Genomic DNA, 20,581 nt, shown 5'->3' with positions numbered 1-20,581 from the left:
TCAGGCGCCGTTCGGGGCGAAGCGGGCGATCATTTCGTGGCCGTCGCCGGGATAGGTGAGGCGGACATGGGTGATCGGGCGGTCCTGATCGTAGGTTCGCCTTTCGATCACGAGACAGGGCGTGCCGGCATCGATGAGAAGGGCCGCGGCCTCGCGGACGTCGGCGCCGGCCGCGCGAATCCTGTGTTCGGCGCTCGACCAGGGAATGCGCGAGACGAGCCAGGCGCCGGGCGAGAGATCGGAAAAGTCCATCTCCGCGGCTTCGGGCACCGCATCGAGGCTGATGATCCGGTCTTCGAGGCAAAAGGGCTGGCGCGCGGCGAAATGCCGGCAGGTGATCTCGAGAATCGGAGCGCCTGCCGGAAGCGCGAGCCGCGCCTCGTCGGCGGCCGCCAGGGGCCGGACGGCGCTGCGAACCACTTCGAAATGATAGGCAAGGCCAAGCGCCTCGACCTCGCGGCGGATATCGACGATTTCAAGCACCGCCGAATGGGAGTGCGGCCGGCGCACGAAGCTGCCGGCCTTGCGCCGGCGCTCGATGACGCCTGCCGCGACGAGCTGCGTCAGGACCTTGTTGACGGTCATGCGCGAGCAGCCGTAGCCCGCCGCGAGATCCTCCTCGAACGGGATCTGGGTTCCAGGCGGCCACTCGCCCGAGAAGATCTTGGCCTCCAGATCGGCGCGGATCATCTGGTGCAGCGAAGGCTTGGCCCCGCCCGCTCCTGCCGGTGCTCGCTGCCGTGTCACGTGCTGTCTTCTTTCCGTGTCACCATCGGTTCGGGGCCGGTCCGAGGCATCGACCCGAGGATGAGATCCGGCTTTTCGAACAGCACGATGCGCAAAATCCCATGCGTCAGAGCAGCGTCGCTGCGCCGCGATCGAGATAGGTCTCGAGAAACTGCGCGAGGCGCGGATGGCGGGGCTCGCCGAACACCTCGCGCGGCGTGCCGTTGAGAAGCAGGCGACCGTGGTCGAGAAAGGCGATGCTCTCGCCGACCGTCGCGGCAAAGCCGATCTCGTGGGTGACGACGAGCAGCGTCATGCCGGAGCCTGCGAGATCGCGCATGACGTTGAGCACCTCACCGGTGAGTTCGGGGTCGAGCGAGGCGGTCGGCTCGTCGAAGAGGAGGATTTCCGGGTCGAGGGCAAGGGCTCTGGCGATGGCGACGCGCTGCTGCTGACCGCCGGAAAGCTCGGACGGATAGTGCGTCGCGCGATGTTCGAGGCCGACGCGGGAAAGCTGCGCCATGCCGCGCTCCTCGGCCTCCTTGCGCTTCATCTTGCGAACGGTGACGAGCGCCTCGCAGACATTGCCGAGCGCCGTCATGTGGGGCCAGAGATTGAACTGCTGGAACACCATGCCGATGCGCGAGCGCACCGAGCGGATGTTCTGGGGCGAAAGCCGCGTGCGCTGGCCGTTCGCCGCCTCGGCAAAGCCGAGCGGATCGCCCTTGATCGTGATGGTGCCCTTCGTCGCCTCTTCGAGAAAGGCGATGCAGCGCAACAGCGTCGACTTGCCCGAGCCGGAGGGCCCGATCAGGCAGGTCGTCGCTCCGGCCGGGACGGTGAGGTCGATGCCCTTCAACACCTCGGTCGCGCCGAACGTCTTGCCGACGCCCTTCACCGCGACTGCGGGGGCCGTCGCCGCATGCGGCTCGGGGGAATTGGCATGGGGTGTCCGGGTGGGCGCGGTGGAACTCATGTCACGGCAAACCTGAATTTGGAGAGCTTGGCCTCGGCGCGGCGGCCGAGCCAGTCGCAGATCTCGACCAGCACCCAGTAAAAGATCGCCAGAAGGAACATGGCATCGACGAAGGCATATTGCTGCGAGCCGATCGCGCCGATCACCATGGTCATTTCCGGGACGGTGATGATCGACAGGATGGCGGTCTCCTTGATCAGGATGATCGCCATGTTCACGCATTGCGGCAGGACCAGCATCGTCATCTCGGGAAGGAGAATGCGGCGCAGAATCTGGCTTCGCGACAGGCCGACGCATTGCGCCGCTTCGACATGGCCGCGGGGGACGGCCTGAAAGCCGGCGCGGAAGATCTCGGAGAAATAGGCCGACGCGTAGATCGTCAGCCCGATCAGGCCGGCCGGGATCGGCTCAAGCCTCAGGCCGATGAAGGGGCCGCCGAAATAAAGAAGGAAGAGCTGGATGAGGAACGGGTTGCCGCGCAGGATCTCGACATAGAGCTTCAAAAGCCAGTCGAGCGGGGCAGGGCCGTAGCGCCGGGCTGCCGCGACGAGAAAGCCGAGAGCCGCGCCGAGGATCGACGCGACGACCCAGATCCACAGCGTCACCCAAAGGCCGGAGAGAATGTCCGGCATCTGTTCGATGATCAGTCCGAAGTCGAGGCTCATGCGCGGCTCGTCCGGGTCAGCCTTTCGGCAAGGGCTCCGCCGCCGGCAACGGTCCAGCAGATGACGAGATAGAGCCCGCCCGCGACGGAATAGAACAGGAGCGGCCTGTATGTGCTGGCCGAAAGATTCTGCGCCATCCTGGTCAGCTCGATGACGCCGACGACCGAGATCAGCGAGGAGGCTTTCAGGATCAGGATCGCCTCGTTGACGAGCGCGGGAAGGGTCAGCCGAAGAGCGATCGGCGCGCGAATGCGTTTCAGCTGCTGCCAGGGCGATAGCCCGACCATGTCGGCCGCTTCAAGAAGGCCCTTCGGCACGCTGTTGAAGCCCCCGCGCAGATTCTCGGCCTGATAGGCGGCCGTGCAGAGCGACAGGCCGATGACGGCGGCGACGACGCTCGGGACGGAGATGCCGATCGCCGGCAGAAGATTGTAGATCAGGAGCAGCTGGACGAGCAGCGGGACGCCGCGAAAGAAGCTGATGAAGACCGTCGCGGGTATCGACAGGGCCCGGCTTCTGGCGAGCTTGGCCGCACAGACGCAAAGGCCGATGGTAAGGCCGATCACGATCGAGATGGCGCTGAGAACGACGGTGTAACCCGCCGCCCAGAGCATCAGCTCGAACAATTTGAAGGACATAGGCGGCCTTCCATGCCTTGCTTAAGGAAACGGCCGCGCGGTTGGGCGCGGCCGTATGGGTTACTTGCCGGCCGTGCGGATCAGACCTTCGGCTCGGGGACCGTGTCGGGCGTGTCGAAGGTCGTGCCGAACCACTTTTCCTGAAGCTTTTCCATGCGGCCGTCCTTCTTCATCTTGAGGATGGCGGCATCCACCGCGTCGATCAGCGAGGCGTCTTCGGGCTTCTTGGTGCCGATGAAGCCGAAATAGCTCGGCTCGCCGAAGGCGGGCTTCACGACCGCGAAGGTATCGGGCTGCTGCTGGGCGACATAGGCGATGTTGGGCAGGGAGTTCGCGACGGCGACGATGCGGCCGGCGGCGAGATCGGCATAGGCTTCGTTGAAGCTGACATATTCGCGGGTCTCGACGCCGCCTTTGAGCGTCTTGCCGAATTCCTGCAGCTGCGCGAGCTGGGCGGTCGCCTTGCCGGACCCGACGAGCTTGCCGGCAATGTCTTCCGGCTTCTCAATGGAATCGTCGCCGGCCTGCTTCAGAAGGGCAACGGTCGCCTCGGCGATCGGCACCGTGAAGCGATAGCGCTCGACCCGCGCCTTGGTGATGGTCGCGGGGCCCGCGACGATGTCGAACTTGCCGGCCTCGAGAGCCGGGAAGACACCGTCCCAGGGCAGGGTGACCCATTCGATCTTGACGCCGAGCTCCTTGCCGATCTCGTCGAACATATCGACATTGAGGCCGACATGCTCGCCGGACGTGTCGATGAAATCGAATGGCGCGAAGGCGGTCTCGGTGCCGACCTTCAGAACGCCGGTGGACTTGACCTTGGCGAGCGTGTCCTCGGCATGGGCGGCCAGAGGCGCGGCAAGCGGCAGGCCGAGGGCCAGCGTGAGCCCGAGGGCCGCCTTCATCAGGAAGCGTTTGTTCATCCCGTGTCTCCGTCGAGGTAAAGGATCGCGCGCCGGTTGGCCGCGCTGTTCAAGTCTAGACATAAGCAAGCCTGTTCCGCCCAGCATGTCAATATTTCGGCAGAAACGAAAGAGCGAAAATTTTGATCAGGCCGGAGGCGCGGTCGCGCCGTCATGCCAGCGATGCCAGCCCTACTACCGCAGCCTGAAACCTTGCAGAGATCGTCTCCTTGCATGATCCCAACTGTCCGCGAAACGCCGGGGCCGCTGCACTCGAGCGTAGTCCACCGCCGACGGTGAGGCACCGGTCATCCAGGAACCGTCGCTCTGATCCTGCGCGGCGGATGCGATGCGCGCAGCTTCGATGCCGAGCCAGACATTCTCTCGCCAGCCGTCCCGGCGAAAGCGCATTCCGCATGGATCGTCGGCAGTCTGGCCTCCAGGCTGCGGCTACGGCTTGCGAGGCGGGGTATTATGTCTAAGCATGAAGCAAGGCGAGCCGGTCAGCGAAAACTGCGGGGGAAGCGGCTGAACCCGCCCGGAATCCTTGGATGGGAGAGCCGTCAGATCCGCCGGATCGGCAGCGTCCAGGCAAGGCCGGTGGCAAGGCACGCGAAGCCGGCAATGCAGAGAAACGCGTTTCGAAAAGCCGCGTCGAGGCCCTCGGTGATGGCCGCGCGTTGAGCGGCCGCAAGACTGTCGAGCGCCTGCGGCCCGCCTTGCAGAACGCGGCCGAACGCCTGACCCGCTTCGGGGTTGGCATGGGTCATCGTTGCAAACAGGACGGTTCCGACAAGCGCCGTGCCGACGGCGGCGCCGAGCGAACGGGAGAACTGCACCGTCGCAGCGCCTGCGCCGAGCTGTTCCCTGCCGGAGGCGAGCTGAACGGTGAGCTGCACGACGCCCATCACCGTGCCCATGCAGACAGCGATCAGCCCGAAGCTCCAGGAGAGCGTCACAGCACCAAGCTCCGGCGAAAGGATGGCCGCGCCCAAAATGCCGAGCGAGACCAGCGCCAGCCCGACGGACGGGTAGATCGCCGTTTGCCCGGTCCGCCCGACGATACGGCCGGTGGTCAGAGATCCGACGCCGATCCCGATGGTCATCGGCAACAGCAAAAGGCCGGTCTCGGCCGCCGTCGCGCCATGGACCATGCGATAATAGAGCGGCAGGAAGGTGATCAGCGCCACCAAAGCGGCGCCGTGGCAGGCCGCCAGGCCGTCGCAGCGCCAGATCGCCGGATGTTTCATCAGCGGGATCGACAGGAGCGGCGAGGGGGCGCGCTTTTCGCGCCGAACGAGCAGAACGACCGCCGTCAGGGCGAGAACGGCGAGCGCGACCGGCGCGAGGAACTTGCCGGAGGCCAGCTGCTGCGCCTCTTCCAGCATGATCAGGGTGGAGGCGATGAAGGCGGCGAAGAAGATCAGCCCGAGGGTGTCGAAGCGGAAAGGCTCGCCGGTGCCCGTCCGGTCGGGCAGCCGCATGGTCATGAAGACGGCGCCGATCCCGATCGGGATGTTGACGAGAAAGACCGACTGCCAGCCGAAATGCTCGGTCAGGAACCCACCGGCAACCGGACCGAGGGCGCTGGAGGTGACGGCGACGGTGGCGAGATAGCCCTGATAGCGCGCCCGGTCACGCGGAGGGATGGCTTCGCCGACCAGCGCCTGGGACAGCGTCATCAGACCGCCGCCACCGGCGCCCTGCAGGATGCGCGCCGCCGTCAGCATGATGATGTCGGTGGAGAGCGCACAGAGGATCGACGCGACCATGAAGATCGCCAGGGCGACGAACATCAGCCGGCGGCGCCCGAAAACATCTCCGAGACGGCCGTAGACTGGCGCTGCGATGGTCGTCGACACGAGATAGGACACCACCACCCAGGACAGACGATCGACCTCGCCAAGCGAGGTCGCAATGGCGGGAAGCGCTGTCGCAACGATCGTCTGGTCGACGACCGCTAGGAACATCGGCAACACGATCGAGGGAAAGATGGCGAGGAAGTTCTGGCGCGAATTCCTCTGCACGGCGTCTTCCTCATGGGGAAAAGACGCGTCTGGCTTTGACATGGCGGGGATTCATCGGTCGGGTATGAGATGGTTGTCCGGCTTACATATAACCCGGAGGCCATTGGTCGAGATAGAGCGCCGCCTTCTCTGACCCTCGTTGAAACGCTACCGGCATGGCTTGTATCGCTTTGCGCGACACGCGAGCGTCGCCATCGTCAATCCAGAGGCCGAAATCTCATGCAGACCCTTGCCATCCTCGAGCGCCTGATCGCCTTTCCGACCCTGTCGCGAACCCCGAACATGCCGCTCCTCGAATATGTCGCGACGCTGCTCGAAGACGCCGGCGCGCGGCTCGACTGGGTGCGGCACGAAAGCGGCGAGCGGGCCAATCTCTTTGCGACCATCGGCCCCGAGGGCGTGCCGGGCGTGATGCTGTCCGGTCATACGGACGTCGTGCCGGTCGAGGGGCAGGACTGGACCGTCGACCCGTTCGCGCTGACGGAACGGGACGGGCGCTTCTACGGGCGCGGGACCGCCGACATGAAAGGCTTCGTCGCCTCGGCGATCGCCGCCGCCCTGCGCGCCTCGAAGCGCGACTTGAAGACGCCGCTGCATCTGGCGCTTTCCTATGACGAGGAGATCGGCTGCATCGGTGTGCGCGATCTCGTCGGCATTCTCGCCAAGGCCCCGGTAAAGCCGCTGATGTGCATCGTCGGCGAGCCGACCGAACTGAAGGTTGCGACCGGTCACAAGGGCAAGGGCTTCTACCGCGCCACCTGCCGGGGGCGGGAAGGCCACACGGCGCTGGCACCCAAGGCGATGAACGCCCTGCATCTTGCCGCCGACTTCTCGAAGGCCGTCCGCGATCTTCAGGCCGAGGTCGCGCGGAGCGGAGCGCGCGACGACGACTACGACATTCCCTATACGACGCTGCATGTCGGCCGCATCGCCGGCGGCACCAGCCCCAATATCGTGCCGAACCACGCAGAGGTGGATTTCGAGATCCGGTATCTGGCGGCGGACGACCCGGACGGTCTGATCGGGCGTTTGAAGGACGACGCGGCGCGGATCGTCGCCGAGACCGGCGACGGGGACGCTGCAATCGCCATCGAGACGACCCGCGGCTATCCGGGGCTCGACACCGGCGTCGATGCCGAAATCGTCGCCTTCGTCAAATCGTTGACCGGGGGCAACGCCACGATCAAGGTCGCCTTCGGAACCGAAGGCGGGCTGTTCTCGGAGGCGGCGGGCATCCCGACGGTGGTCTGCGGTCCCGGCTCGATGGATCAGGGCCACCGGCCGGACGAATTCGTCAGCGGGCAACAGCTCACCCGCTGCGACGCCATGCTGGACGCCATCATCGACAGGCTCGAAGCCGGGCTATGAGCGGCGGCGCTCGGCGGCCTCCGCCATGACGCAGAGAAGTTCGAACATCATCGTCGCGCCGGTCAGCGCCGTGAGGCCGCTCGGATCGAGCGGCGGCGAGACCTCGACGAGGTCGGCCCCGACGATGTCGACGCCGGCGAGTTCGCGCACCAGCGCCTGCGCCTGAAACGTCGTGATACCGCCGATCTCAGGCGTCCCCGTGCCGGGCGCGAAAGCGGGGTCGATGACGTCGATGTCGAAGGAGACGTAGGTTTCGCCCGTCCCGGCGATTTCCCGCGCTTCGGCCATCACCTCGGCAACGCCGCGCGCCATCAGCTCCTCGATGAAGATCATCCGGATGCCCGCGGCCCTGGCAAAGTCGTAGTTCGCAGCGTCCGAGATCGCGCCTCGAAGGCCAATCTGCACCATCCGCTTCGGATCGAGCAGACCCTCTTCGACGGCGCGGCGGAAGGGCGTGCCGTGATTGTATTTCGTCCCGAAGATCTCGTCATAGGTATCGGTATGGGCGTCGAAATGGATCAGCGATCGCGGCGCGCCGCGATGAAGGCCGCGCAGGACCGGAAGCGTGATCAGATGGTCGCCGCCCGCCGTCAGCGGGATCGCCCCGCCGTCGCGGATCGCCTCGAAGAAGCCGGCGATCGAGGCGAGGCTTTCTTCCTTGTCGACGGGATTGACCGGCGCATCGCCGCAATCGGCAACGCGGACGAGATCGAAGGGTGACGTCAGGCCGACATGGTGCACCCGCCGCGTCAGGCTCGACTGATTGCGGATTTCGCGCGGCCCGTGGCGGGCGCCGGTGCGGTTTGTCGTTCCGCCGTCGAACGGCACGCCGACCAGTGCGATGTCGATCTCGGCCGGGGTCGCTATCGGCAGCCGCATGAAGGTGGCCGGTCCGGCAAAGCGCGGGACGGCGCCGGCATCCGCCGGCTGGAAACGGGAGGAATCACTACTCAGGGTCTGGTCTTTCGGTGAAGGTGGTTGGCCGCAGGGTGGTCGTGCCTGCGGCCGTGCCGGATCAGGCGTCCTGCTTGCGGCCGGCCTCGATCTGCCGTGAAACATACTGCGCGAACTCGAAGTTCGGCCGCTCCAGATGAGACAGCGGGCCCGGATCGCCGAGCCGGCCGGAGAGCCCCTTGTAGACCTTCTCGGTACAGCCGCGATCTTCCTCGTTGACGTCGTCGAGCAGCGCCTTGACGGCGTCGAAGTGCTTGCGGGCTTCGGGATCGCCCGCATAATCGGGCGACATGCCGCCGCCGTAGAGGATCTTGACCTTTCCCGGCCCGTCCGGATGCAGGCTGAGATACCAGAAATAGCCGTTGGTCAGCGAAATGAAGAGAGCGGGGTAGATCGACAGGAGCCAGGTCGTGCGGCGCTGATCACCCACAAGCGTCGTGTTGTTAGGATGGGCGAGGGCGAGCGGCACGGAGTCGTTGCGCAGGATGAAGTGATAGTTGAAGGCCTCGGTGCCTTCCGGCAGCGTCATCTCCATCAGGTCGTCGGCCGAACCGCCGATGGTGCCGGAATGACAGACCGGCAGGTGGTAGCTCTCCATGAAGTTCTCGGCGAGCACCTTCCAGTTGGTGTCCCAGACATGTTCCTCGCGGAAGGTCTCGACGTAGTTCTCCATGCCGAGATAGCCGACCAGGCTCTCGACGTCCTTCAGCCGTTCGGCGGGGCTCGGAGCGTCGGGATCGAGCGTCACCATGATCCAGCCGAGCCATTCCTCGCAGCGGATCTGAGGCAGCGCGATCTCGCTCCTGCAGAAGCTCGAATTGGCCCCCATTGCCGGCGCGCCGCGCAGCGAGCCGTCGAGATTGTAGGTCCAGGCGTGATAGGGGCAGACGATCGCGCGCACGGTCCCGCGCCCCTGGAGCATGGTCGACATGCGGTGGCGGCAGACATTCGACATGGCTCTCAGCTCGCCGTCCCGGTCGCGCAGAACGATCACGGGCTCGCCGGCGATCTCCATGGTCAGATAGGAGCCCGGCTCCGAGAGCGCGTCCGCCCGGCCGGCGCAGAGCCACTCCTTGGCGAAGATGTGCTCGAGTTCCTGGTCGAGAAAATCTTGCGTCGTGTAGACGGATTTCGGCATCGCCCGCGCTGCCTCGAACGGCACGGAAACATTGGCCGCGAGTTCGTCGGCCGGCGAGAGGGAAAGCTTCGGATCGTGGACGTTCATGGCTGACTGCTCGCAACTGCGACGAAGGGATGAGGCGCAAATGCTCAAGAAGCTGGCGCCCCTCGTCCCCGCCTTTTCGCTATGCAGTATAGAGAAGTGCCATGTGTCGGCCAAGCTGAACTTCTCGTTTCGCCGCTGCATTGCAGGGGCCGAAAGGTCCTGGAAAACCGCAGTCTCTGGTCACCGGGTGGCGGCGAAGGGCCAAGCCGCGATGGCGGCGAGGCTGGCGACGATCGCCACAGCGCTCCAAAAACGGCTTCGGCCGCCGATGCCTTGCAGACACCGGCGGCCGAAAATCGTCACAGCTTTCGCCGATTACATGGAGGAGCCTGAGAGATCGACCTTGAAGAACAGCGTCTCGCCGGAAGAATCGTCGACACCGTCATTGTCGGTGACGGCATAGGCGGTGCCGTCCTTGGCGAAGGTGAAGCCCTCGATCTTGTCGACGACATAGCCGCCGGTGGCCGAGAGATCCGGGATGAAGTCGTGGACCTCGGTCTTGGTCACCATCGGAAGGTCGGAGCCGATCGCGCCCGGGGTCACACCATCGAGCGAGACCTTGAAGAGCTTCTTTTCCTTCGCCGCATCGCCGATCTGGTTGTCGCGCTCGATGACATAGAGCGCGCCGTCATGGGCGGTGATCTCCGACAGGCCGACCCAGCCTTTTTCGGCGGTGTCCAGCGGATAGCGGACGGCGCTCCATTTTTTCGAGCCCGGCTCGTAGGAAAGAAGCTTCACCGTTCCCTTCTCGTCGTCCTTCCACTCGCGCTGGATGGCGATCCAGAGGCGGTCGCCATCCATTGTGATGCCTTCCGCGCCGAAGCGGGTCGACTGGTCGGTCAGTTCCTTCGGCATCGCCACGGCCTCGATGATCGCGCCCTTGCCGTCGACATGCAGGATCTGATGGGGGATGTCCTTCTCGGGATTGCCCTCGCTCGCCAGCCAGAAACCGCCCTTGCCATCGGCAGTGATGCCTTCGAGGTCGAGCTTCTTCGCCGGCTCGCCGTCTTTGGTGACGGTCATCGCGCCGGTGATCGTCGCCGGCTTTGCGGAGGTGTCGATGGTGAAGATACGCGGCTGGTTCTTGTAGAAGGAATCCGACACCGCAAAGAGCTTCGAAGCGTCTTCCGGGTCGCCGGCGAGGCCGGAAAGGGCGCCCCAGCCGACCGGCAGGCCGTCCTGATCCTTCGAGACGATCATCGGATAGGCGGGCGTTCCCTCGGCCCGCTCGTAGAGCATCACATGGCTGCGGGCGCCGCCATCCTCGACGAGGTCGGCTTCGTTGGCCGTGACCAGCAGATTGCGCGACGGAATGGCGACGGCGCCTTCGGGCGCGATGCCCGAGGGCAGCAGCTGGAGGAACTTCGGGTCGCCTTCGGAGACGTCATAGACGCCGACGGTCGAGCCGCGTTCGGAAAGAACGAAGGCGAGGGTCTTGCCGCCGAATGTCGCGACCTCGAGGCCTTCCGGCTCGATGCCCTTGGCGTCGGAGCGCTTGTCGGGATAGTGGCCGGCGCGGATCAGCTCGTATTCGTAGGCCGGGCCGCTCTCGTATTCGACCGTGCCGTCCTTGTTCCAGACGGTGAAGGAGCGCGAGCCGCCCTTGTAGTCGCCTTCATTGGCGGTGATCAGCCGGTCGTCGTCGATCCACTGGACGGCGTCGGGCTCGCGGCGGCGGCCGTCCTGGGAGCCGGTCAGCGCGATCTCGCCATTGTCTTCGGTGTCGATGTTCTTCAGATCCACCGTGCCGGCGGAAAAGTGGTTCGTCACCGTGCCGGTCGCCGCATCGACGATGGCGATGGCGTTGTTTTCCTGCAGCGTGACGGCAATCTCGTTCCTGGAATTGAAATCGACGAATTCCGGCTCCGGATCGTCGCCGCCGATGTCGGACAGGCCGGTCATCTCGACCTTCTTCATCGAGCCGCAGTCCGGCGCGCCGTCCTTCAGATCGAAGATCGTCACGTAGCCGGCGGGCATCTGCGGCAGCTCGCCGTCGTTGAGGTCCTCGTCGCGCTCGTTCTCGATGGCGACGGCGGCGAATTTCCCGTCCCTCGACACTGCTACGGAATCGGGCTGGCCGCCGAGGTCGCAGGAGGCGATTTCCTTTCTGTCGGAAACGCTGACGACCGCGAGGCGGCCCGACGGGTTGGTGAAGCTTTCGGAGGTGTTGACGCCGACGAGAACGTCCGGGCCGGCCACCGCGACCGAGGTCGGTTCGCCCTGCATCGCGATGAACCCGCCGGGCTTCGGCGCTTTCGGATCGGTGATGTCGACCATGCCGATGCCGCCGGCCGGGCTGTCGGAATAGATCAGCGTCATGCCATCCTGGCTGACGGTGATGATCTCGGCCGAGGTTTCGGTGTCCGGTTTCGCGTCGGCCGGCAGGTTGCTCGCCACCGGAAAGGATGCGATGCGATTGAACACCGGTTCGGCGCTGGCGGCGCCGGCGGTGGCAAGGATGGTCGTGGCAAGAAGCGCGGCAGTGACGTGGCGCGGCATGGTGCCTCCCGTGTCTGGGCGTTGAAGATGCGCCGTTCTGCACGACCATAGGTGACAGGCCGATGACACGATTTCACCGATATTTCTCCCGAAATGCCAAGCCCATGATGCAGAAGATGAAAATTCGGAAAGGTCGAAAATGACGTCCGCGCTTGCCGGCCGTCTGACCGAGGAGGGCCATCGCCTCGAGGTTCGCGTCTATTTCGAGGACACCGATTTCTCCGGCGTCGTCTATCACGCTCGCTACCTGCATTTTCTGGAGCGCGGGCGCTCGGACTTCCTGCGCCTCAAGGGCATCGGCCATCGCGAATTGATGAGCGGCGCGTTCGGCGCGCCAATGGCCTTTGCCGTTCGGCGCATGGAGCTCGATTTCCTGCGCCCGGCGCGGATCGACGACGTTCTCACCGTGACGACGACGACGCGCCAGCTTGGCGGGGCGCGCATTTTGCTCGACCAGCGCATTTCGCGCGGCGAGGAGCTTTTGATCGAGGCGAAGGTGAAGGTCGCGGTGATCTCGCCGGAAGGCAAGCCGATGCGGATGCCGCCCCGCGTTCTCGAGGTGCTGGCGCCCGCTGGCGCAGAGTGAGGCCGGGCCCCAAAAGGGCTCAGATCGTCACGTTGCCATAGCGTCTGGCGTAACCGCTTGTTAACCATAGCGGGTCCACAACGGATAACGGCGGATTTGAGTCGATTTCGCCATGCTTTCACCGGAATCACTTGTGAAAGCGGGTGAGGGGATACGGTTCGCGCAAAACTTGTGAAACGAGCTCCGGCAGTGGCTTCGGCGCTCGTGCGACGGAGCGGGGATGTCGGATCAAGCCGCTCGATCGCTGTTGCCAGGGGTGCCGTATGAAGGGTCGGGACATCCGAGGCGTGTCGGTGGCACTGCCTGTTGCGCAATCCCGGCCGGCGGCCGGGACCGCCTGCCGCACGAGAGCGGATGCAAGAAAGTTTTACCACCGGGCAGGACGAGACGGTTCTGCGGCCGGTGATCGGTTTGTTTGAGGGGCACGATCGACAATGGACGGGCAAATCGCTCAGGAAGCGCTGCATGCTGCGGGATCGGTTTCCCTTTGGGATCTGTTCTGGCAGGCGGGCTTCATCGTCAAGCTGGTGATGATCGGCCTGCTCGTGGCCTCGATCTGGTCGTGGGCGATCATCATCGACAAGATCATGCGCTACGGCGCGTTTCGGCGCCAGCTGAACAAGTTCGAGAGCCATTTCTGGTCCGGGCAGTCGCTGGAAGAGCTTTATCACACGCTGTCCGAGCGCCGGACTTCGGGCATGGGCGCGCTCTTCGTCGCCGCCATGCGCGAGTGGAAGAAATCCTTCGAGAAGGGCGCCCGCTCGCCGATCGGCCTGCAGCAGCGCATCGAGAAGGCGATGGACGTGACGCTCGCCCGCGAGATGGACTCGCTCGAATCGCGGCTCGGCTTTCTTGCCACGGTCGGCTCGGCGGCACCCTTCGTCGGCCTGTTCGGCACGGTGATCGGCATCATGACGTCGTTCCAGGCGATCGCCGGCTCGCAGCAGACGAGCCTTGCGGTCGTCGCGCCCGGCATCGCCGAAGCGCTGCTGGCCACGGCGATCGGCCTCGTCGCGGCGATCCCGGCGGTCGTCGCCTACAACAAGCTGTCGTCCGACGCCGGCAAGCTCGGTATGCGGCTTGAAGCCTTCGCCGACGAGTTCTCCGCGATCCTGTCGCGGCAGATCGACGAGAAGCTCACGCAGCAGCGCTGAGCCGCCCGGCATTTTCGGCCCGGCCAGGACAGACGCGAAAAGGGGATAGATCATGGGAATGTCGATGGGCAGTGGCGGCGCCAGACGTTCGCGTCGCGGGCATTCGCGCCGTGCCCCGATGAGCGAGATCAACGTCACCCCGATGGTCGACGTGATGCTCGTCCTCCTGATCATCTTCATGGTGGCGGCGCCGATGCTGACCGTCGGCGTGCCGATCGAGCTGCCCAAGACCCAGGCCAAGGCGCTGAACTCGGAGAGCCAGCCGATCACCATTTCCGTCAACGCCAAGGGCGAGGTCTACATCAACGACACCGAGATCGCCGTCGACGAGGTGGTGCCGAAGCTCGAGCAGATCGCCAAGACCGGCTATCAGGAGCGCATCTTCGTCAAGGGCGACAGGTCGGCCGATTACGGCACGGTGATGCAGATCATGGGGCGGATCAATGCCGCCGGTTTCAAGAATATCGGCCTCGTGACCGACCAGGACACCAAGGCGTGAGTGACACGAGCCCCAAATGAGAGCCGGCCTCGTCGTTTCCGCTGTTCTGCATGCCGCGGTCCTCACTTGGGGGCTGTGGTCTTTGAGCGCGCCCGAACCGCTGCAGGTGGCGGCCGTCGATTCGCTTCCCGTCGAACTCGTACCGGTGGAGGAGTACTCCCAGTCGCTGGTCGGCCAGAAGGAAGCGCCGGTCACCGACACGCCGGCGCCGGAACCGACGGCAAGGCCCGAAACGCCCGAGCCGGCACAGAATGTCGGCGACAATTCCGTCGATCTCGAAACGCCGCCGACCCCGAACGAGCGCGAGAAGCCGGTCGAGCAGACTGCGGCGCCGGCCGCTGCCGAGCCGCCTCCATCGCCGGAGGCTCCGCCCGAGCCCGTCCCTGATCCCGAAGTCGTCCCGACGCCGCGGCCTGAACCCGCACCGCAGCCTGCCGAGGCGGCGGCGCCCGCCGAGCCCGCGCCAAGCGAGCCCGAGCCGGAGGAGAGCGATCCCATCGAAGAGGCGATCGCCTCGGCGCAATCCCAGTCGACGCCCGAGCCCAAGCCCGAGGAACAGCCCGCGCCCAAACCGGAACAGCAGGAGGTCGCGTCCCTGCCCGACAGCGGGCCGGTTCCGCAGACGCGGACGAGCCCGCCGCAGCTCCAGCGAAGCGAGACGAAAAAGCCCGACAAGCCGGTCGAGAAGCCGCGCCAGCCGGCGGAAGAGGAAAGCCAGTTCGATCCGGACCAGATCGCGGCGCTTCTCAACAAGGAGAAATCGGCCGGCGGCGGCGCCAAGCGTTCGCAACAGCAAGCCTCGCTCGGTGGCCAGCGCAATACCGGCGCCAAGCTGTCGCAAAGCGAGATGGACGCATTGCGTGGCCAGGTCAGCCAGTGCTGGTCGCCGCCTGCCGGCGTTTCGGAAGCCGGATCGCTTCGGGTGACGATCCAGATGCGCCTCGATCCCTCGGGCGGGCTGGAGGGCCGGCCCGTCCTCGTCGATGGCGGCAATGGCTCGACCATCGAGCGGGCGGCGGGCGAGGCGGCCCTGCGCGCGGTCATCCGTTGTGCGCCATACCGGCTTCCGCCGGAGAAATACGACACCTGGTCGGAGGTGATCCTGAACTTCGACCCGAGCCAGATGCTCTGATCGCCTGGACCGGTCGGGCTCGCCATGAAATATCCCGAAAGCCACTTACTAAGAGCGCTTGAGCAAGGGCGTCGGGCAAAGGCGAGCAGGCCTGCAGGACGAGACTGGACATGCCGGGTTTCGGGGGAGGCGGCAACAGCCGTGCGGATCACCGGTTCAAGACTTACAAGCGTTGCCGCCGCACCGATGGTGCGCCGCGGCCGCACAAGAGGGGAATATCCGCCGATGCATACCATCATCACGCGCCTGTGCGCCGCCGTTCTGATGCTCGCCGGCGTCTTTGCCACGGTGACGCCCGCCTCGGCGGTCGTCGAACTCGACATCACCCAGGGCAACGTCCAGCCGCTGCCGATCGCCATCGCCGATTTCCAGTCGGGTGACGGCTTCGGCAAGAAGATCTCGGACGTCGTCTCCGCCGATCTGAAGCGCTCCGGCCTGTTCGCGCCGATCGATCCGGCGGCCTTCATCCAGAAGGGGCTCGGGCCTGATGCCAGCCCGAGCTTTCAGGACTGGACGGTGATCAACGCCCAGGCGCTCGTCGTCGGCCGGGTGTCGCCCGAGGCCGACGGCCGGCTGCGCGTCGAGTTCCGTCTGTGGGATACCTTCGCCGGCCAGCAGCTGGACGGCCAGCAGTTCTATACCAACCCCGACAACTGGCGCCGGGTCGGCCACATCATCGCTGACGCGATCTATGAGCGCATCACCGGCGAGAAGGGCTATTTCGACAGCCGCGTCGTCTTCGTCGCCGAGAGCGGCGACAAGGCGAACCGGGTCAAGCGGCTCGCCATCATGGATCAGGATGGCGCCAATGTGCGCTATCTGACCGACGGCCGCGACCTCGTCCTGACCCCGCGCTTCTCGCCGAACCGTCAGGAGATCACCTACATGTCCTTCGGCAATGGCGAGCCGCGGGTCTATCTGTTGCAGCTTGAGACCGGCCAGCGGGAAATCGTCGGCAACTTCCCGGGCATGACCTTCTCGCCGCGCTTTTCGCCCGATGGTCAAAGGGTGATCATGAGCCTGCAGCAGAACGGCAACGCCAACATCTACGCCATGGATCTGCGCTCGCGGGCGACGACGCGCCTGACCTCGACCAACGCGATCGACACCTCGCCGTCCTATTCGCCGGACGGAACGCGCATCGTCTTCGAATCCGATCGCGGCGGCCGCCAGCAGCTTTACACGATGGGCGCTGACGGCTCGAATCAGCAGCGCATCTCGTTCGGCGACGGCACCTATTCGACGCCGGTCTGGTCGCCGCGCGGTGACCTCATCGCCTTCACCAAGCAGACCGGTGGCCAGTTCCAGATCGGCGTCATGCGCCCCGACGGCTCCGGCGAGCGGATCCTGACCTCGGGCTTTCACAACGAAGGTCCGACCTGGGCCCCGAACGGCCGCGTCCTGATGTATTTCGGCGACCAGAAGGGCGCCGGCGGTCCGAAGCTGCATTCCATCGACCTGACCGGCTATAACGATCAGGTCGTGCCGACACCGGGCTATGCGTCCGATCCGGCCTGGTCGCCGCTGCTCGACTGATCCGTGAAACGAGGCGCGCGGCGAAAAAGTCCGCGCGCCGGCCGCAGCGAGTGCTCTGTCCTCGAAGCGATCGTCACCTGCGCGGGCCGGCGGGTCATCGGTCGTCCCAGCCCGGCGCAAGCCTCGGCGCATAAAGACCGGGATCGTTGCAAAAACGCATCAGCCGGGCGGCAAACGTTGCCGAGCGGCGTCTTTCATCGCGCTTTGCCAAAAGGCTGCCGCGGGACGGGCTCAAGAGGTTTGCGATCAATCGATTTTACCGCTTGTTAAGCTTGGACGTGGTAAGCCTTCGATAACGAAAATACCTTGAAATTGAAGGAGTTCGCCATGCTGAGCATGGTCTCTTACGGCAAAGGACGCATCGTCGTCGCTCTTATGGCAGGCCTCCTCATCGCCGGTTGTGCGAGCAAGAAGGATGGGCTGCCCGACAGCGCCTCGGGCCTCGGCCTCGGCGGAGCGAACGGCATCGGCGGGGCAGGCAACGTCACCCCCGGCTCGCCCCAGGACTTCACGGTCAATGTCGGCGACCGGATTTTCTTCACAACCGATTCCTCCGACATCAACGCCCAGGCGCAGCAGACGCTGCAGCGTCAGGCGCAGTGGCTGAACCAGCATCCGCAGTACCCGATCACCATCGAAGGCCATGCCGACGAGCGCGGCACTCGCGAATACAACCTTGCTCTCGGCGCTCGCCGCGCTTCGGCGACCCGCGACTATCTCGCGTCGCTCGGCGTCGCCGCCAACCGGATGCGCACCATCTCCTACGGCAAGGAGCGGCCGGTCGCCGTTTGCGACGACATCTCCTGCTGGTCGCAGAATCGCCGCGCCGTCACCGTTCTCGGCGGCCCCTCGAGCTGACCTGAAACGCCGGCGGCGAGGGCGTTCGCGCCCCGCCGATCAGGCGGACGAGTTCCAGCCGGTGGCGGGCCGCCCGCCGCCGGAACACTCCGGCCATCAGTGCGGGGGCGGATCGGACCGGCGGTCGGAGCCGGCATCCCCGCAGCTCTGGAATGATGCCGCGCGTCAAACTTTGGCCGAACTCCCTCGTTCCATGCTTGCCTTAGGATTGCTGCCGCGCCAGAGTCTGGCTGTCCGTCGAGGATTGCGGCCGGACGGCGGATGAGCTTGCCTTTCGCTGGCGTGTGCCGCGGGGCCCGGCTGAGGGGAACGAATGGAGATGACAGTGAAGATGCTTCGCCGCAGCATGGCTGCCGCGGGACTGCTTGCCATGCTCGCGCCGACGGCCGCTTCGGCCTTCGACCTGCCGGGCGTGTTCGAGACGCCGACTGCGCCATCGGCGTCGCCGGGATATTCGGTTCCGACCGCCGAGTTGGGGACCGTGCCGAACTCGGCCTCTGGCACGAGGGCTGACGAGCGACCCGTGCGCGTCGCCCAGTCCGGCGACCTCGTGGTGAGGATCAATCAGCTCGAAGACGAGATGCGCCGGCTCAACGGCCGGGTCGAGGAGCTGAGCTTCCAGCTGCTCCAGGCCCAGGAAGACATGCGCAAATATCGCGAGGACTCCGAGTTCCGCTTCCAGCAGCTCGAGGGGGGCGGCTCGGCACCGCCCGCCGCGAAGCCGGACGAGCGTCGCGGCGACGCGGGTACGCCGGCCACCTCGCCATCGTCGGCGACAGCCTCGGCGACGCCCGGCGGCGAAGACGATATCGGCAAGCTTTTGTCGGATGGCCTCGACACGACCGCCACCGGCGGCGCTCGGGATCAGGCCTCCGGCGCTTCGGGCGGCAGCGGTCAGAATGGATCCTCGGATTCATCGACCGTCGCGAGCATTCAGGCCGACGGGCCCCGCGACATGTATGATCTCGCCTACAACTATCTTCTGGCCGGAGACTACGGCCGCGCCGAGGCCTCCTTCCGCCAATACGCCCAGACCTATCCGAACGCCAAGGACGCGCCGGATGCCGAATACTGGCTGGGCGAAAGTCTCTACCAGCAGAGCAAATATGCCGATGCCGCCGAGGTCTTCCTCGATGCGCAGAAATCGCATCCCAAGAGCGCCAAGGCGCCCGACATGATGCTGAAGCTCGGCATGTCGCTTGCCAAGCTGAACAATCGCGACACCGCCTGCGTGACCTTCAAGGAAGTCTCGCGCCGCTACCCGCAGATGAGCGACAACGTCCGGCGCAAGCTGAAGGACGAAGAAAAGGCCGCCAGCTGCTGAGCGGCACGGCGGACCGTTCGGCGAAAGCCTCCGGGCCAGACGAGCCGTCCGGCGCTTCTCGCGCCAATGCCATGCCACCGGGTGATCTCTCCCTCAGCAACGCCTTCGCCAACTGCGTCGAAGCTGCCATGCGCCGGATCGGACCTTGTCGCGGCGTTCTCCTTGCCGTTTCCGGCGGACCGGATTCCCTCGCTCTTCTCCTCGCCGCATCCGCCTCGCGCCAATCGCCCGGCATGGGCGGGATCGAAATCCGCGTCGCCACCGTCGACCACCGCTTGCGGCCGCAATCGGCGCGCGAGGCCGAATTCGTCGCCGCCATCGCCGCACGTCATGGTCTTTCGCACGAAACGCTCGTGTGGAACGGCTGGGACGGCCAGGGAAATCTCTCGGCGCATGCGCGTGATGCCCGCTACGAGTTCCTGCTCGGCCATGCAAGAGCCCATGATCTCGGCCTCGTCCTCGTCGCCCATCACCGCGACGACGACATCGAAACCCATGTGATGCGGCGTGAACGTGGCGCTGACATCCTGGCATCGGCCGGGATGCGCAAGCTGCGCTGGCTCGGGCCGGACGTGCTGCTGGGCCGGCCCTTTCTCGACTTCCCCCGCGAGGATCTGGCCATGGCGGTCGCCGCCGAGGGGGTGACGGCCGTCGACGACCCGTCGAACCGCGATCCACGATACGACCGTGCCCGGATCCGGCTTTCGCTGGCACGGGCCGGCGGGAGCTGCAGCCGATCGGGCATCCGCCTTCGTCGCTGCAAGCGCGCTCGCCAAGCGGCTGAACGCGGCTTTGCCGACTTCCTTTCGGATATCGAGCGATCAGGCCGTTTACGCTTCGCGCCTGACGGGTCAATCGCGTTCGAAACCTCGGTTTTGGCCGGTCTTTCCGATCGCTGTGCCGCCCATCTCGTCTCTCGCGCCGTTACCGCTGCCTCCGGGAACAGCGCGCCACCCTCCGTTTCGGCTGCACGAAAAGTTGTAGTCTGGCTTCGCTCTTCCTTTCGCGCCCGGAAGAACGACGGGGAGAGAGCCGTCCGCTCGATCGGCGGGGCGCTCGTCGAACATCGCGACGGCGAGGTCGTCTTCTTCCGCGAGGCCGGGCGCAACGGGATCGCCGGGCTTGCGCTGTTAGAAGCGCGGCGGCTGCGGGAGGGCTTTTCGCCGCGGATGCAATGGCCGACGGTCTTCGACGGGCGTTTCGTCGTCGATGTCGCCCGCTGGCGGGAAGTGCCGGGCGCAAGGCTGGTTGCGCTCGGCGCGCTCGGGCTTGGCGGCCGGCGCCAGCTTTGCCTCCCCGTCCTGGTCGACGCTGCCGGGGCGCCCATTGCTGCTCCGGCAAGCGTGGCGGGACGGCTGGGCCCATCTGTCGCGGCCCTCGATCTCTGGCCGCTGGCGCTCCATAGTTTCAGCCGGGATCTGCCTTTACCACGGAGCCTAACGGCTTCCTCACCATGATCGACGGCTCGCTCGGCTTTTCGCCGCAAATTCCGGGCAGGATGTTGGCAACGGG

At 65.7% G+C, this 20,581-nt stretch carries 18 protein-coding genes; 9 read left to right on the top strand and 9 right to left on the bottom strand.

Annotated elements, in window-relative coordinates; translation table 11 throughout:
• The 6 genes from hutC to J6595_RS01290 form a co-directional block, all read right to left on the bottom strand.
• A complete protein-coding gene (gene hutC, locus J6595_RS01315; RefSeq protein WP_209592947.1) occupies positions 1-690 on the bottom strand; it encodes a histidine utilization transcriptional repressor HutC in 690 nt (229 codons plus the stop codon).
• Positions 691-853: 163 nt separating this feature from the next.
• On the bottom strand, positions 854-1,702 hold the full coding sequence (locus tag J6595_RS01310) for an amino acid ABC transporter ATP-binding protein (protein ID WP_209592649.1): 849 nt from the start codon (positions 1,700-1,702) through the stop codon (positions 854-856).
• The gene (locus tag J6595_RS01305) at positions 1,699-2,367 is read right to left on the bottom strand and encodes an amino acid ABC transporter permease (protein WP_209592648.1); all 669 of its coding nucleotides are present in this window, start codon (positions 2,365-2,367) and stop codon (positions 1,699-1,701) included. Before J6595_RS01305 ends, J6595_RS01310 begins: the two co-directional genes overlap by 4 nt.
• Positions 2,364-3,005, bottom strand: a complete 642-nt coding sequence (locus J6595_RS01300) for an amino acid ABC transporter permease (RefSeq protein WP_209592647.1) — start codon at positions 3,003-3,005, stop codon at positions 2,364-2,366. Before J6595_RS01300 ends, J6595_RS01305 begins: the two co-directional genes overlap by 4 nt.
• Positions 3,006-3,085: 80 nt before the next feature.
• A complete protein-coding gene (locus J6595_RS01295; RefSeq protein WP_209592646.1) occupies positions 3,086-3,928 on the bottom strand; it encodes a transporter substrate-binding domain-containing protein in 843 nt (280 codons plus the stop codon).
• Between the two features lie 542 nt (positions 3,929-4,470).
• Complete coding sequence (locus tag J6595_RS01290) at positions 4,471-5,934, bottom strand: MFS transporter (protein WP_342453059.1); 1,464 nt, start codon at positions 5,932-5,934, stop codon at positions 4,471-4,473.
• Positions 5,935-6,153: 219 nt separating this feature from the next.
• Here J6595_RS01290 and argE point away from each other — a divergent pair, with 219 nt between their 5' ends.
• Entirely contained in the window at positions 6,154-7,302 is a 1,149-nt protein-coding gene (gene argE / locus J6595_RS01285) for an acetylornithine deacetylase (RefSeq protein WP_209592644.1), read from the top strand.
• On the opposite strand, the gene speB is transcribed toward argE, so the two are convergent.
• From speB to J6595_RS01270, 3 genes are all read right to left on the bottom strand, one after another.
• Complete coding sequence (speB, locus tag J6595_RS01280) at positions 7,297-8,181, bottom strand: agmatinase (RefSeq protein WP_209592643.1); 885 nt, start codon at positions 8,179-8,181, stop codon at positions 7,297-7,299. The two genes, argE and speB, sit on opposite strands and share 6 nt — an antisense overlap.
• 136 nt (positions 8,182-8,317) lie before the next feature.
• On the bottom strand, positions 8,318-9,481 hold the full coding sequence (locus J6595_RS01275) for an aromatic ring-hydroxylating oxygenase subunit alpha (RefSeq protein WP_209592642.1): 1,164 nt from the start codon (positions 9,479-9,481) through the stop codon (positions 8,318-8,320).
• Positions 9,482-9,796: 315 nt separating this feature from the next.
• Positions 9,797-11,980, bottom strand: a complete 2,184-nt coding sequence (locus J6595_RS01270) for an esterase-like activity of phytase family protein (protein WP_209592641.1) — start codon at positions 11,978-11,980, stop codon at positions 9,797-9,799.
• Positions 11,981-12,119: 139 nt separating this feature from the next.
• On the opposite strand from J6595_RS01270, the gene ybgC reads away from it, so the two are divergent.
• The 8 genes from ybgC to tilS all read left to right on the top strand — a co-directional run bounded on the left by ybgC (position 12,120) and on the right by tilS (position 20,526).
• Positions 12,120-12,566, top strand: a complete 447-nt coding sequence (gene ybgC, locus J6595_RS01265) for a tol-pal system-associated acyl-CoA thioesterase (RefSeq protein WP_209592640.1) — start codon at positions 12,120-12,122, stop codon at positions 12,564-12,566.
• Between the two features lie 434 nt (positions 12,567-13,000).
• Positions 13,001-13,720: a protein TolQ gene (tolQ, locus tag J6595_RS01260; RefSeq protein ID WP_245197522.1), complete on the top strand. Its 720-nt coding sequence runs from the start codon at positions 13,001-13,003 to the stop codon at positions 13,718-13,720.
• A 52-nt stretch (positions 13,721-13,772) separates the two neighbouring features.
• Positions 13,773-14,219 (top strand): protein TolR, encoded by a 447-nt coding sequence (gene tolR / locus J6595_RS01255; RefSeq protein WP_209592639.1) that lies wholly within the window; start codon positions 13,773-13,775, stop codon positions 14,217-14,219.
• Between the two features lie 16 nt (positions 14,220-14,235).
• Positions 14,236-15,351: a cell envelope integrity TolA family protein gene (locus J6595_RS01250; protein ID WP_209592638.1), complete on the top strand. Its 1,116-nt coding sequence runs from the start codon at positions 14,236-14,238 to the stop codon at positions 15,349-15,351.
• A 264-nt stretch (positions 15,352-15,615) separates the two neighbouring features.
• A complete protein-coding gene (gene tolB / locus J6595_RS01245) occupies positions 15,616-16,887 on the top strand; it encodes a Tol-Pal system beta propeller repeat protein TolB (protein ID WP_245197565.1) in 1,272 nt (423 codons plus the stop codon).
• Between the two features lie 327 nt (positions 16,888-17,214).
• Entirely contained in the window at positions 17,215-17,745 is a 531-nt protein-coding gene (gene pal, locus J6595_RS01240) for a peptidoglycan-associated lipoprotein Pal (RefSeq protein ID WP_209592636.1), read from the top strand.
• Between the two features lie 319 nt (positions 17,746-18,064).
• Positions 18,065-19,069 (top strand): tol-pal system protein YbgF, encoded by a 1,005-nt coding sequence (ybgF, locus tag J6595_RS01235; protein ID WP_209592635.1) that lies wholly within the window; start codon positions 18,065-18,067, stop codon positions 19,067-19,069.
• A 71-nt stretch (positions 19,070-19,140) separates the two neighbouring features.
• Complete coding sequence (tilS, locus tag J6595_RS01230) at positions 19,141-20,526, top strand: tRNA lysidine(34) synthetase TilS (protein ID WP_209592634.1); 1,386 nt, start codon at positions 19,141-19,143, stop codon at positions 20,524-20,526.
• Positions 20,527-20,581 lie beyond the last annotated feature (55 nt).

Origin of the sequence: Jiella mangrovi, assembly GCF_017815135.1 — a bacterium.
In the GTDB taxonomy this organism is placed as follows: Bacteria; Pseudomonadota; Alphaproteobacteria; order Rhizobiales; family Rhizobiaceae; genus Jiella; species Jiella mangrovi.
The sequence above is the reverse complement of the archived record's forward strand: the minus strand, read 5'-3'. Positions and strand labels throughout refer to the sequence as shown.